This window comes from Novosphingobium sp. SG707, assembly GCF_012275515.1.
GTDB lineage: Bacteria > Pseudomonadota > Alphaproteobacteria > Sphingomonadales > Sphingomonadaceae > Novosphingobium.
This window is the reverse complement of the sequence record NZ_JAAZQL010000009.1, coordinates 46,633-59,653: the sequence shown is the minus strand read 5'-3', so window position 1 is coordinate 59,653 and position 13,021 is coordinate 46,633. Positions and strand designations below refer to the sequence as shown.

Below are 13,021 nucleotides of genomic sequence, written 5' to 3'. Positions count from 1 at the left end.
ATTTTAACGCTCTGGGCGCAGAGAAGATTTATGACAGCCTCCGACACATCCCCTGCCGCTTCGGACAGCCTCACCCTGCATGGCGATCCGGACAAGCAGCGCATCCTGCTGGTGACGGGGGTGCTGGGCGCGGGCAAATCCACGGCGCTGCGGGCGCTGGAGGATCTGGGATGGGAAACCATCGACAATTTCCCGATCCGCTTTCTCGAAAGGCTGCTCGACACCAATCAGGAGGACCAGCATCTCGATGGTCATCCCATGGGCGGGCCACTGGCCATCGGCTTTGATTCGCGCACGCGCGGCTTTGATCCGCAGGCGGTGATCGCGCTGGTCAAACGGTTGAGCCTGCGCCCCGATATCGAATTGACGACGCTCTACCTCGACTGCGGCGTTGGCGAACTGGAACGGCGCTATAACGAGACGCGCCGCCGCCATCACCTCGCCTCGGACATGCCGGTCGCCACCGGCATTTCGGCCGAGCGCGACATGATGGAACCGCTGCGCCGATGGGCAGACATCGTCATCAACACCACCGCCTTTACCACCAACGCGCTGCAACAGGCGATGCGGGAACAATTCGCACCCGATTCGGGCCCCGCGTTAACCTTGACGATCACTAGCTTCGGCTTTTCCAAGGGCATGCCCCCGCTGGCCGACTTTGTTTTCGACATGCGCTTTCTGAACAATCCCCATTGGGACAAGGTGTTGCGCCCGATGACCGGCCGCGAAGGCCCCGTGGGCGACTTCATCCGCGAAGATCCGGCCTTTGACGAGGCATTTACCCGTATTCGCGACCTGCTCCTGCTATTGCTTCCACGCTTTCAGGCGCAGGGAAAAGCCTATGTTCACATCGCTTTTGGATGCACAGGAGGGCGCCATCGGTCGGTTTTCATGGCCGAACAAATCGGCGCAGCCTTGCGCGCATCCGGATTTTCGCCCACAATGATTCACCGTAATCTGGGCTCACGCGCGGCCGACCTTGTTGAAGGAAGCGCCGCGCGATGAGTGGCCATAAATGTCTGCCTGCGAAAGGTCTTGCTCCCCACATGCCCGGCGCCATTATTGTCATGATGCAACAAATGTCTGGGATGCGGGCATGATCGGCCTTGTTCTGGTGACGCATGGCCATCTGGCCGAGGAATTCGTGCGCGCGATGGAGCATGTTGTGGGCCGTCAGGAAGCGGTGGCCACGGTCTGTATCGGCCCCAATGACGATGTCGAACGCCGCCGCAAAGAAATTGCCGAGGCGATCAAGACCGTCGACAGCGGCGAAGGCGCGATCATCCTGACCGATCTGTTCGGGGGTACGCCCTCCAATCTGGCGATTTCGCTGATGGAGGCAGGCCGGGTCGAGGTGATCGCCGGAATCAATCTGCCGATGCTGATCCGTCTGGCCGGTGCGCGAAAGGGCGCGACGGTACGGGCGGCGGTTGGCGCGGCGCGTGATGCTGGACGCAATTACATAACCATAGCGTCCGAGTTTCTGGGCCAGGAAGCCTGATAAACCGGGATTCCTGTACACAGGTGAGAGGAAAGCATGGCTGAAGCACGGGAAACCGTTGAGATCGTGAACGCAAAGGGCCTGCATGCCCGCGCGAGCGCGAAATTTGTCAATATGGTGGCGATGCTGCCGGGCGGCCTCAACGTCAAGGTGCTCAAGGACGGCACCGAGGCGGCGGGCGGCTCGATTCTGGGCCTGATGATGCTGGGCGCGGCGCGCGGCGACAGTGTGGATATTGTCGTGGCGGGCGATGGCGCGGATCAGGCGCTGGCGCGGCTCTCCGGTTTGGTCAAGGACGGTTTCGGCGAGGATTGAAGGGTTCGACAGGGGCGCATGGCGTGGCTATAGGCGGCGCAGTTTCCCTGTTTTGCCATAAGGCTTGCCTCTGACATGCGCCGCACCATCACCGGCTTTTCCAACCCCACGGTCAAATTCCTGCGCTCGCTGCGGGAAAAGAAGCTGCGCCGCCGCGAGGGTTGCTTTCTGGCCGAAGGATTGCGGCTGCTGACCGATGCGCGCGAAAGCGGGCGTTTGCCCGAGACGCTGGTCATGGCCGAGGGGCGTGAGGCGCATCCCCTGCTCGATACGCTGGAACAGGCCGTACTGGACGCGGGCGGCGAGGTGATCGAGACCAGCGAAGATATTCTGGCCAAGATTACCGGCAAGGATAATCCGCAGGCCGTTTGCGGCGTATTTCGCGAATTTGACACATCGCTGGCGGGTGTGGATCGCCATGCCGCGCCGATCTGGCTGGTGGCGCAGGCGATGCGCGATCCGGGCAATCTGGGCACGATGCTGCGCACGGCCGATGCGGTGGGCGCGGGCGGGCTGATCTTGCTCGACGATTGCGTCGATCCCTTCAGCGTCGAGGCTGTGCGCGCCAGCATGGGCGCGATCTTTACGCAGAAGCTGGCCGTGGCGCGGTGGGAGGAATTCCTGCCCTGGCTGCGCGGCGGAGATGGGCAGTTGGTGGCGGCCTCACTGCGTGAGGCGGTGCCTTATCGCGGTGCCCCCTATGCCGCGCCCTGCTTCATCATGGTGGGCAACGAATCGCGCGGACTGCCCGAGGAATATGAGCTCGCCTGCGACCTGCGCGTGACCATGCCGATGAAGGGGCGAGCCGATTCGCTCAATGCCGCGGTGGCCGCCGCCGTGCTGGCCTATGAGGTGCTGGCCACGCTGGAGGGGTAATCCCCCCCTCCCCCTGCTTACTCCCCATCAGGCCATGGCAGCGCCGAAGGCTCAGTCACATCGCCATGGCGCGGCTGGCTCTCGACCAGCGCGACATCCTCGATCTCGCGCTTGCCGATCTCGATGCCCTTGTCGCGCAGGCGCCGTCCACTGGCCATGACATTGCGCTCAAAGCTGCCGACGAACTTGTTGTAATTGTCCACCGCGCTGGTGAGGCCACCGCCCACGCGCTTGAGATGATCGCCCGCCACGGCCAGACGATCGTACAACTCGCCGCCCAGACGCCCGATCTCGCGGGCCTCCTGCGCCAGCATGTCCTGTTTCCACACCATCGCCACCGTGCGCGCAATCGCCACCAGATTGGTAGGTGTGGCCAGCAAGACTCTATTACGGAATGCAAAATCCCAAAGTTCCGGGTCCTTTTCCATCGCCGCCGCGACGAAATGCTCGCCCGGCACAAACATCACCACATAATCGGGCGTTTCGGCAAACTGGCTCTGATAGGACTTGGTGGCCAGAGTCTGCACATGGCCGCGCATACTGGCTACATGGCGGGCCAGCGCGATATCGCGCGCGCCCTCATCGCTAGCCTCGAACGCCTCCTGATAAGCGTTGAGCGAGACCTTGGCGTCGATCACCAGTTTCTTCTGGCCCGGAATCGAAACGATCGCATCGGGGCGCAGCCGCCCTTCCTCGGTGTCGATCGAATGTTCGGTCACGAAATCGGTATGTTCGGAAAGGCCGCATTGCTCCAGCACATTGCGCAGTGCCTGTTCGCCCCAGCGCCCGCGCGCCTTGGGCGCATTGGTTAACGCATTGCCCAGACGCGCCGCTTCCTCGCGCACCTTTTCCTGCCCATCGCGGATCGACTGGATCAGGCCAGTGAGCTGCCCAAAGGCATCGACCCGCCCCTTTTCCAGCGCGCTCACCTGATCCTCATAGGCCTTCAGCCGCGCCCCCACCGGGGCCAACACGGAATTGATCCGCTCGGCCTGCTTTTCCTCGCTCTGGGTAAAGCGGGCCTCGGCGCGGGACAGAAATGCCTCCTGCGCCCGTTCCAGCACGCGGGCGCCGGCCACTTCAAACTCGCGGCGCAGTTGATCCTGCGATTCGAGCAGCAGGCGCTTTTGCTCTTCGAAATGCTCGGCTTGCGCGCGCAGGGTCGCCAAGTCGCGCTGGGCACGCAGCATATCGGCGCGCGCATCCTCCAGCGCCTGCGCCAGCCCGTCGGCCCGCGTCGCACGCTCGCCCGCAGCAGCCAGATCGGTGATCGCGCGGCGGAAACGCTCGTCCAATTCGGCAAAAGCCTTTTCGCGCTCGGCCAGCCTTGCCTGCGATTCGGCCACAGGGCGCAGGCCGAGAAACCAGCCCAGCCCCAGCCCGACCACCAAAGCAACAATCACAAACAAGGCAGAATCCACGGCTCACTCCAGTCAGAACGAACCGTGAACCTAGAGGGCAATCGCCCCCGAATCAAGCCAGCTTGCGCGCCTTTTCCAGCTTCTTGAGCGCCATGCTGCGCTTCAGCCGCGAAAGGTGGTCGATAAACAGGATGCCTTCGAGGTGGTCAATCTCATGCTGGATACAGGTGGCCATCAGGCCCTCCATCGCTTCCTCATGCACATTGCCGTCGACATCCTGCCAACGCAGGCGGCAGGTGGCGGGGCGCTCAACCTCGGCATAGATATCGGGGACCGACAGGCAGCCCTCCTGATAGACCGAATGTTCTTCCGAAGGATCAAGGATTTCCGGGTTGATGAAGGTGCGCGGCTCGCGCTTCACCGGCTGATGCGTATGCTCATGCCCGCCATGCGAGGTGCAGACTTCGGGCTCGGCATCGGGATCTTCGGGCTGAAGATCGACCACCACCACACGCAGCGGCACGCCCACCTGAATGGCGGCCAAGCCAATGCCCGGCGCATCATACATCGTCTCGTACATATCGGCGACGAGCACCTTGAGCTCATCGTCAAACACGGTGACAGGGGCAGAAATCTGCTTCAGGCGCGCATCGGGCGCTTCGAGGATCGGTCGGATAGCCATAGGGCGCAGATAATCGCACCCTGCCCCGCGCGCAAGGCGCCGTGTCCGATTTCTGTAATCGTCAGGAAACCGGGCGTCTCGCGCGCGTTTTTAAGAAACGGGCCGCCTGGCCCGGAGCGCCTGCGCCAAAGTCCCCTCGTCCAGATAGTCCAGCTCGCCCCCCACCGGCAGGCCATGCGCCAGTTGCGTCACGCGCACGGGCATCCCTTCCAGCCTCTCGGCAATATAATGCGCGGTGGTCTGTCCCTCCAGCGTGGCATTCATGGCCAGCACAACCTCGTCAATCCCGCCCGCGCCCACACGCTCTATCAAAGGCGCGATCGACAGGTCCTCAGGCCGCACCCCATCCAAAGCCGACAGCCGCCCGCCCAGCACATGATAGCGCCCGGTAAACAGCCGCGCCCGGTCCAGCGCCCACAGATCCGCCACATCCTCCACCACGCAGATCGAGCGCGCATCACGGCGCGGATCGGCGCAGATCGCACAAGGATCGCTGGTGTCCACATTGCCGCAGGTGGTGCATTCCACCAGCCGGTCCTGCAACACCTCCAGCGCATCGCGCAATTGCCCCAGCGAGGTGTCGCGCCGCTTAATCAGCCACAACACGGCCCGACGCGCGCTGCGCGGCCCCAGCCCCGGCAGGCGCGCCAAAACCTGCGCCAGTGTCTCGATCTCTTGCGATGCCATGCGCCTCCAGATAGGGCGGCGCAGAGCAAAGGCAAAGAGCCGGAAAGTGACTTATGCGCATCATCTATATGGGCACGCCCGAATTTGCCGTTCCGGCGCTGGAGGCTTTGGTGGCCGCAGGCCACGATGTGGTGGCCGCCTATAGCCAGCCCCCCCGTCCCGGCGGCCGTCGCGGGCGCGAATTGACGCCCAGCCCGGTGCATAAACGCGCCTTGGAACTGGGGATTGAGGTGCGCCATCCGGTATCGTTGAAGGGCGAGCAGGAACAGGCCGATTTTGCCGCGCTGAAAGCCGATGTTGCGGTGGTGGCGGCCTATGGGCTGATCCTGCCGCGTGCGGTTCTGGTCGCGCCGGTGCATGGGTGCATCAATCTGCATGGCTCGCTGCTGCCGCGCTGGCGCGGGGCCGCGCCGGTTCAGCGGGCGATTTTGGCAGGTGACCCGCAAACCGGCATCGGCATCATGCAGATGGAGGCAGGACTGGACACCGGCCCGGTGCGGCTGGAAGGGCGCACGGATATTGCCAACAAGACGACCGGCGAACTGACCGAGGAACTGGCGCAAATGGGCGCGCGATTGATTGTTCAGGTGCTGGGCGATCTGGACGCTTATCCGCCGAAGCCGCAGCCCGATGAAGGCATCACCTATGCCCACAAGATCGACAAGGCCGAGGCGCTGCTGGATTTTACCGCCAACGCCGAACAGGTGTTGCGCCAGATCTGCGCCTTCATGCCCGCGCCCGGCGCGTTCTTCGAACTGGAGGGCGAGCGTTACAAGGTCTTGTCCGCCGATCTGGCCCCAGAAGCTGACGACGCTGCGGTCGCCCCTCCGGCAGGTCCGGGCGTGACGCTCGACGATGCGCTGACCGTCGCTTGCGGCACCGGCGCCATCCGCGTCAACACCATTCAGCGCGCAGGCAAACCCGCCATGGCCGTGGCCGACCTGCTGCGCGGACGGCCCATTCCCGCCAGGACGCGCCTTTCGTGACCCGTTTCGCCTTTACGCTGGAATTTGACGGCACGCCCTTCATGGGCCTGCAGCGGCAAGCGCATGGCCCCAGCATCCAGCAGGCCGTCGAGGAAGCTATCGAACGCGTCACCGGCGAGCAGGCCGTGATGTTTGCCGCCGGGCGCACCGATGCCGGGGTCCACGCGCTGTTCATGCGGGCCCATGTCGATATTCAAAAGGACATCGCCCCCTTCCGCCTGATGGAGGCGATGAATTACCATCTGCGCCCCGATCCGATTGCGGTGCTGGATTGCAGGGTCGTGGCCGATGACTGGCATGCGCGCTTTTCCTGCATCGGGCGCAGCTATATCTATCGCATCGTCAACCGCCGCGCGCCGCTGACCATCGGACTGAACCATGCGTGGCAGGTGGCCAAACCGCTGGACGCCGAGGCGATGCATGAGGCCGCGCAGGCGCTGGTTGGCCACCATGATTTCACCACTTTCCGCTCGGTCCATTGTCAGGCCGCCTCCCCCCTTAAGACGCTCGACAGCCTGACCGTGCGGCGGCAGGGCGATCAAGTGATCATCGAAACCGCCGCGCGGAGTTACCTCCACCATCAGGTGCGATCGATGGTGGGGGCGCTGTCTTTTGTCGGCCTGGGGCAATGGCCGGTGGAGCGGGTGGGCGAAGCCTTGGCCGCGCGCAATCGGCAGGCGTTGCCGGTGAATGCGCCGCCTGATGGGCTGTTTTTCAACCGGGCGTTTTATCCGGGGGAATAGATAATGCGAGGGTCGAGACCCTCGCGCTCCCATTACTGTCTTTGTCGTGCCAAGGGTTCAGCGGGTTCAGCGGGTTCAGCGGGTTCAGCGTCAGGTGTCGGACGCGACGTATCCAATAAAAAGCCTGCGGAGCTTTCTAATTGCGCCGCAGGCCATCAACTCCAAAACACCCCAGCTTGCGGTCCCACCCAAAATTAATGGGATTGCAAAGGGACAAGTCCCTTTGCCCGCCGGAGGCCCCTCCTACCTCAAAACTCAACGCGACGCCTTGATGCAGCCATATCGCATGACAACCGCCCCATTCCTTCGCGCCACCAAACCCGCAAAAGGCATGGACGAAAGATTGACGTATTTCGGCCAGTCGAGAAAACTATCTTCGCGCCCGGCCGTCTCACGCTTCTTCTTTTCGGCTGCACTTGGCTGGGTCAGCATCAGCTTGCCTTTGGCATCAGAGCGATAGACGGCCGTCCAAAACGGGTCATTGATGTAATGGCCATGCCTAGCCAGCGCCACCGTCCGTCCTGTCGTGTCCAGGCTATAAGTGTCCTCGACGTAATAATCTTCGCTCTCGGTGGCATAAAACAGACGGGTTACTGCCCCGCCCTGCTATCGCATCTCGGCCCACTGTCCGCTCGTTTCGCCCGATCCGACCGCTTTTTTTCATCTCGGCGGACGTGCGATAGGCACACCAGCGCTGCGGGCCTTCTTCCAGATCACCAAAGGCCAGAAAGAAGGCCAGCGCGGCAACGGGCATCAAGCCCGCGCCACCACGCTCTCGGGCAGATCCGTCCCAAACACGCGCTGATAATACTCAGCCACCAGCACGCGCTCGGTCTCATCACACTTGTTGAGGAACGAGAGGCGGAAGGCGAAACCGGCGTCCTTGAAGATTTCGGTGTTCTGCGCCCAAGTGATGACGGCGCGGGGGCTCATCACGGTCGAGATGTCGCCATTGATAAAGCCCGCACGGGTCAGGTCGGCCACGCGCACCATGTCGGCGATGGTGCGTTCGGGCAGGCCGGGCACCTTCTTGTGGACAATGCCGGTTTCCGTCGCATGAGGCAGATAGTTCAGCGCCACGACCATGTTCCAGCGGTCCATCTGGCCCTGATTGATCGCCTGCGTGCCGTGATAGAGGCCCGACGTATCGCCAAGGCCCACCGTGTTGGCGGTGGCGAACAGGCGGAACCACTTGGACGGGCGGATCACGCGGTTCTGGTCCAGCAGGGTCAGCTTGCCCTCGGTTTCCAGCACGCGCTGGATCACGAACATCACGTCGGGGCGGCCAGCATCATATTCGTCGAACACCAGCGCCGTCGGCGTCTGCAGCGCCCAGGGCAGCAGTCCTTCGCGGAATTCGGTGACCTGCTTGCCATCCTTCAGAACGATGGCGTCGCGCCCGATCAGGTCGATACGGCTGATATGCGCGTCAAGGTTGATGCGGATGCAGGGCCAGTTCAGACGGGCGGCCACCTGCTCGATATGGGTCGATTTGCCGGTGCCGTGATAGCCCTGAACCATCACGCGGCGGTTATAGGCAAAACCGGCAAGGATCGCCAGCGTGGTGTCCGGGTCGAACACATAGGTGTCGTCGCGGTCGGGCACGCGTTCGTCCGCCACCGAAAAGGCGGGGACTTTCATGTCGATATCAATGCCGAACACCTCGCGCACATCAACGGTGATGTCGGGTGCGCTCAGGATGGTGGTCGAGCGGCTGTCGGGCTGAATGTTCTGAATCTCGGTCATCGCACAAAACTGCTAGCCGCTGCTTCTCGCGGCTGCAATATGTTTGCAGGGTTTGAGAACCAGATTCACCTTGGGGAGAGAAATTATTATGGAATTGTTCGGCGCCCTGTTTTCGCCTTTCGTGCGCAAAGTGGCCGTGGTGGCGGCGGAAAAGGGGCTTGCATTCGACATGCCGCCTTTCAGCTTTGCCGATCCTTGCGAGGATTTTCTGGCTGCCAGCCCGTTCCGCAAGATCCCGGCGATCAAGGACGGCGATTACCGGCTCTGCGATTCCACCGCGATCTGCGCCTATTTCGACGCGCTGGCGCCCGATGCCCCGATCTATCCGGTCGAGGCCCGCGCGCGCGGCCGCGCGGTGTGGTTCGAGGAACTGGCCGATACGATCATGGTGCCCGCGCTTGGCCCTGCGATCTTCAACCGCTTTGTCCTGCCCCGTTTTCGCGGCGTGGCGGGGGATGAGGATGCGGCGTTGGCCGCGATCGAAAAGTTCAACGAGGTGCTGTCCTATCTGGAAGGCGTGACGCCCTCCGATGGCTGGCTGGCTGGCGAATTCTCGCTGGGCGATGTGGCCGTGGCCAGCCTGCTGCGCACGGCCGAATATATTGGCGCGGGGCTGGACAGGGCGCGTTTCCCGGCGATTGCGGCCTGGTATGACCGCGTGACTGCCCGGCCGGCATGGCAAAGCGTGGCCGCAATGGAAATCGCACAGGCCAAGGCCGCAGGATTGGCCTAAACCGTATCAGGAAGCGCAAAGCAGCGGGCGAACATCATGGCCATATAGGCATCGCCCGCCAGCGCCAGATCCGGCAGTCCGGCCAAGGGCGCCTTGCCATAGATGAAGCGCTTGAGCGGCGCGGTGTTGGGGGCGGTCAGGATGAAATCGCCCCCTGCCCCTCCCCGCGCAATGGTCAGCACGCCCAATTGCAGTGTCAGCGAAAAACTCTCGCGCGCGATGATGATGGCGCAGGTCATGTCCATATCCGCCGCCCGTTCCGCCACGATCAGAGCCCGCAGCGAGAGCATCAGCGCCACCGGCGAGATCGCCAGCGCCATATCCCGATCCGGCGACATCAGCGCCCAGCGGCACATGGCCAGCAGCACCGGCTCAACCGCCCGACCCCAAGGCGTGAGGCCATAGAGCCGCTCCTCCTCATCACGTCGGACAAGGCCGGCTGCCTCCAGCCCGTTCAGCCGCTCGGTCAAAACACGGGCACTGATCCCCGGCAGGGCAAAGCGCAGATCGGTGAACCGCCGCGCGCCCAGCATCAGCTCGCGCAGCACCAGCCCGGCCCAGCGTTCGCCCAGCAATTCCATGCCAAACGCCGCCCCGCAGGCATCGCCATACCAGCGTCCATGACTGTTCTTGGTTTCAGAGGTTACTTTTCCCAACTTCATGGTTGTAATTTGTAACCATACTGCCACCCTCTGTCGATACGAATCACGTCAATACAGAATCACAAGGGATGCCCCAAAGGGAGAGCGAGATGGACAAGCTGCTGGGAAGCTGGATCTGGTATGAGCTGATGACCAAGGACGCCGCCGGGGCCAAAGCCTTCTATGAGGACACCATCGGCTGGACCATCGCGCCGGGGAACGAGCCGCCGCTGTTCTACGGTCATATCGCCCGCGCCGATGGGCGTCAGGTCGGCGGGGTGCTGCCGCTGTCGGAGGATATGCTGGCGCAGGGCGCGCATCCGATGTGGGTCGGCTATATCGGCACCGATGATCTGGACGCCACGCTGGCGCAGGTGATCGCGCGCGGCGGGCGGGCGCTGATGCCCCGCATGGATATTGCCGAGGGCAGCTTTGCGATGGTCATGGACCCGTGGGGCGCCAGCTTCTATCTGATGCAGCCCAATCCGGGGCCGGACGCCACCCCTTCGGTCGCCTTTTCCCCCACCGAGGCGCAGAGCGTGGGCTGGAACGAACTCTACACCGGCGATTTCGACGCCGCGCTGGCCTTCTATACCGAGATCTTCGGCTGGGAACCGGCAGGGTCGATGGATATGGGCAGTTTCGGCACCTATCAGTTCCTTGCCCATAATGGCGTGACGATTGGCGCGATGATGCCCAAGCCGCCCCATGTATCGATGGGCGGGTGGAACCACTATATACGCGCCGCCGATTTCGACGCCGCGCATCGGGCCGCGGTGGCGGGCGGGGCCAATGTGCTGCACGGGCCGGTCGAAGTTCCCGGCGGAGACTGGATTATCAACGCGCTGGACCCGCAAGGCGCGGCTTTTGCCATCGTGGGCCAGAAACTGGTTTGAGGGCGCCCCTTTTCGCGATATTGTTCCATCAATGTTCTCGTGAGGATGCGTTATGGCCAGCTATACGTTTTTCACCAATCCGATGTCGCGCGGGCAAATCGCGCGATGGGCGCTGCATGAGGTCGGGGCCGATTACGAACAGGTGATCGTCGAATATGGCGCACCCAAACCGGCGGCGCTGCTGGCGGCCAATGGTCTGGGCAAATTGCCGACGCTGGTGCATCACAGCGCCGATGGCGATTATCCGATTGCCGAAACCTCGGCCATCTGTGCCTATCTGGCCGAAACCGAGGGCGGCGGCGCGCTGGCCCCCACCGCGCGGGAGCGGGCGGCTTATTATCGCTGGCTGTTCTTTGCCGCAGGGCCATTGGAACAGGCGATCACCGCGCGATCCATGGGCTTTGAACCGACCGAGCGCCAGCGGGTGAGCGTCGGATTTGGCTGCTATGACATGGTGGTGGACACGCTGGCGGCGCATTTGCGCGGGGTCGATTATGTGTGCGGCGATCGCTTCACGATGGCCGATGTCTATGTCGGCAGCCATGTATTGTGGGGCACGATGTTCAAGACCCTGCCCGAATTGCCGGAATTTGTGGCCTATGGCGAACGCCTGACCGGACGGGCGAGCTATGTCGAGGCCAAGGCTATCGACCATGCCCTGATCGCGGCGGCACAGGCGGCATCATCGGAGGCAAAAGTATGAGCCAGTGGGGGAAAGCCAAGGGCACGCTCTGCCTGTGGTATGACAAGGCCGTGCATGGCGGGGCCGAGGCGGCGGCGGTCTTCTATGCCGGTCTGTTTCCCGATACGGCGGTGGGCCATGTCATGCGCTCGCCCGGCGATTATCCGGGCGGCAAGGCAGGCGATGCGCTGGTGGTGGAATTCACGCTGCTGGGCTTTGCCTGCATCGGCCTGAATGGCGGCGGGCATACAAAGCATACCGATGCCTTTTCGATCCAGGTGACCACCGAAACGCAGGAAGAGACCGACCGCTATTGGGATGCGCTGATTTCCGGTGGCGGGGGGCCGATGGCCTGCGGATGGTGCGTGGATCGCTGGGGTGTGCGTTGGCAGATCACGCCGCGCGCCTTGATCGAGGGCATGGGCGATCCCGATCCTGCGGCGCGCGGGCGGGTGTTTGCCGCAATGCAGACGATGGTGAAAATCGACATTGCCGCCATTGAAGCGGCGCGAAAGGGCGCGTGATGCTCGAACTCTATGGCCACCCCTTCTCGTCCTATACATGGAAGGCGCTGATCGCGCTTTACGCCAACGAAACGCCTTTCACCTTTCGGATGCTGGACGGCCAGAACCCCGAATTTTACACTAGGGTTCAGGCAGCCGGGCCGATGGGAAAATTCCCCCTGCTGGTCGATGGCGAAACGCAGGTGTTCGAGGCCAGCGCGATCATCGAATATCTGGCGCTGCATTACCCCGGCCCGGCCCCGCTGTTGCCCGCCGATCCCGATGCGGCGATCCGCACCCGCATGATCGACCGGGTTTTCGACAATTACGTGATGAACGCCATGCAGGAGAGCGTCGATGAGGCGATCCGCCATGGCGCCGTCTCGGACGAGGTGCAAAAGCGGGTCGATGAGCGCCTGCTGCGCACCTATCGCTGGATCGAGAAATGGCTGGAGGACTATCAGGCCGGGGATGCGATCACACTGATCGAATGCGCGGCCGCGCCCTCGCTGTTCTATGCCGATTGGGTCACGCGTATTCCAGAGGATTGCCCAAATCTGCGCGACTGGCGGGCGCATCTGCTGGCCCTGCCCCCTATCTCGCGCTGTGTTGAGAATGCGCGGCCCTTTCGCGCCTATTTCCCGCTGGGCGCGCCCGATCGCGATTGAG

17 protein-coding genes are annotated in these 13,021 nt (G+C 63.1%); 11 read left to right on the top strand and 6 right to left on the bottom strand.

Going from position 1 to position 13,021, the window contains the following annotated elements:
* Positions 1 to 30: 30 nt before the first annotated feature.
* From rapZ to FHW92_RS20740, 4 genes are all read left to right on the top strand, one after another.
* Positions 31 to 1,005: an RNase adapter RapZ gene (gene rapZ, locus FHW92_RS20755; protein WP_168605193.1), complete on the top strand. Its 975-nt coding sequence runs from the start codon at positions 31 to 33 to the stop codon at positions 1,003 to 1,005.
* 91 nt (positions 1,006 to 1,096) lie between these two features.
* Positions 1,097 to 1,501 (top strand): PTS sugar transporter subunit IIA, encoded by a 405-nt coding sequence (locus FHW92_RS20750; RefSeq protein ID WP_168605192.1) that lies wholly within the window; start codon positions 1,097 to 1,099, stop codon positions 1,499 to 1,501.
* 36 nt (positions 1,502 to 1,537) lie between these two features.
* Entirely contained in the window at positions 1,538 to 1,816 is a 279-nt protein-coding gene (locus tag FHW92_RS20745) for an HPr family phosphocarrier protein (protein ID WP_168605191.1), read from the top strand.
* A 75-nt stretch (positions 1,817 to 1,891) separates the two neighbouring features.
* Positions 1,892 to 2,692 (top strand): RNA methyltransferase, encoded by an 801-nt coding sequence (locus tag FHW92_RS20740; protein WP_168605190.1) that lies wholly within the window; start codon positions 1,892 to 1,894, stop codon positions 2,690 to 2,692.
* Between the two features lie 17 nt (positions 2,693 to 2,709).
* Here FHW92_RS20740 and rmuC read toward each other — a convergent pair whose 3' ends face one another.
* From rmuC to recR, 3 genes are all read right to left on the bottom strand, one after another.
* Positions 2,710 to 4,113, bottom strand: a complete 1,404-nt coding sequence (gene rmuC, locus FHW92_RS20735) for a DNA recombination protein RmuC (protein WP_168605189.1) — start codon at positions 4,111 to 4,113, stop codon at positions 2,710 to 2,712.
* Between the two features lie 52 nt (positions 4,114 to 4,165).
* Positions 4,166 to 4,735, bottom strand: coding sequence for a peptide deformylase (locus FHW92_RS20730; RefSeq protein ID WP_168605188.1), 570 nt, complete (start codon positions 4,733 to 4,735; stop codon positions 4,166 to 4,168).
* Positions 4,736 to 4,825: 90 nt separating this feature from the next.
* A complete protein-coding gene (recR, locus tag FHW92_RS20725; RefSeq protein ID WP_168605187.1) occupies positions 4,826 to 5,422 on the bottom strand; it encodes a recombination mediator RecR in 597 nt (198 codons plus the stop codon).
* 53 nt (positions 5,423 to 5,475) lie between these two features.
* Here recR and fmt point away from each other — a divergent pair, with 53 nt between their 5' ends.
* Positions 5,476 to 6,408 carry a methionyl-tRNA formyltransferase gene (gene fmt / locus FHW92_RS20720; protein WP_168605186.1) on the top strand — a complete coding sequence of 311 codons (933 nt, stop codon included), beginning with the start codon at positions 5,476 to 5,478 and terminating at the stop codon, positions 6,406 to 6,408.
* Complete coding sequence (gene truA / locus FHW92_RS20715; protein ID WP_168605185.1) at positions 6,405 to 7,151, top strand: tRNA pseudouridine(38-40) synthase TruA; 747 nt, start codon at positions 6,405 to 6,407, stop codon at positions 7,149 to 7,151. Before fmt ends, truA begins: the two co-directional genes overlap by 4 nt.
* Positions 7,152 to 7,406: 255 nt before the next feature.
* On the opposite strand, the gene FHW92_RS20710 is transcribed toward truA, so the two are convergent.
* Positions 7,407 to 7,664: a hypothetical protein gene (locus FHW92_RS20710; protein ID WP_168605184.1), complete on the bottom strand. Its 258-nt coding sequence runs from the start codon at positions 7,662 to 7,664 to the stop codon at positions 7,407 to 7,409.
* 240 nt (positions 7,665 to 7,904) lie between these two features.
* Positions 7,905 to 8,897 (bottom strand): cobaltochelatase subunit CobS, encoded by a 993-nt coding sequence (cobS, locus tag FHW92_RS20705; RefSeq protein ID WP_168605183.1) that lies wholly within the window; start codon positions 8,895 to 8,897, stop codon positions 7,905 to 7,907.
* Positions 8,898 to 8,985: 88 nt separating this feature from the next.
* On the opposite strand from cobS, the gene FHW92_RS20700 reads away from it, so the two are divergent.
* A complete protein-coding gene (locus tag FHW92_RS20700) occupies positions 8,986 to 9,630 on the top strand; it encodes a glutathione S-transferase family protein (RefSeq protein WP_168605182.1) in 645 nt (214 codons plus the stop codon).
* On the opposite strand, the gene FHW92_RS20695 is transcribed toward FHW92_RS20700, so the two are convergent.
* Positions 9,627 to 10,292 (bottom strand): helix-turn-helix domain-containing protein, encoded by a 666-nt coding sequence (locus FHW92_RS20695; RefSeq protein WP_168605181.1) that lies wholly within the window; start codon positions 10,290 to 10,292, stop codon positions 9,627 to 9,629. The genes FHW92_RS20700 and FHW92_RS20695 overlap by 4 nt on opposite strands.
* 89 nt (positions 10,293 to 10,381) lie before the next feature.
* Between FHW92_RS20695 and FHW92_RS20690 the strand changes: the two genes are divergently transcribed.
* The 4 genes from FHW92_RS20690 to FHW92_RS20675 are packed head-to-tail and all read left to right on the top strand — an operon-like array spanning position 10,382 to position 13,020.
* A complete protein-coding gene (locus tag FHW92_RS20690) occupies positions 10,382 to 11,167 on the top strand; it encodes a VOC family protein (protein WP_168605180.1) in 786 nt (261 codons plus the stop codon).
* Positions 11,168 to 11,219: 52 nt separating this feature from the next.
* Positions 11,220 to 11,870, top strand: coding sequence for a glutathione S-transferase N-terminal domain-containing protein (locus FHW92_RS20685; RefSeq protein WP_168605179.1), 651 nt, complete (start codon positions 11,220 to 11,222; stop codon positions 11,868 to 11,870).
* Positions 11,867 to 12,373: a VOC family protein gene (locus FHW92_RS20680; protein ID WP_168605178.1), complete on the top strand. Its 507-nt coding sequence runs from the start codon at positions 11,867 to 11,869 to the stop codon at positions 12,371 to 12,373. The genes FHW92_RS20685 and FHW92_RS20680 overlap by 4 nt, the downstream gene beginning before the upstream one ends.
* Positions 12,373 to 13,020, top strand: a complete 648-nt coding sequence (locus tag FHW92_RS20675) for a glutathione S-transferase family protein (protein WP_210428621.1) — start codon at positions 12,373 to 12,375, stop codon at positions 13,018 to 13,020. The genes FHW92_RS20680 and FHW92_RS20675 overlap by 1 nt, the downstream gene beginning before the upstream one ends.
* The last annotated feature ends 1 nt before the right edge of the window (position 13,021 follow it).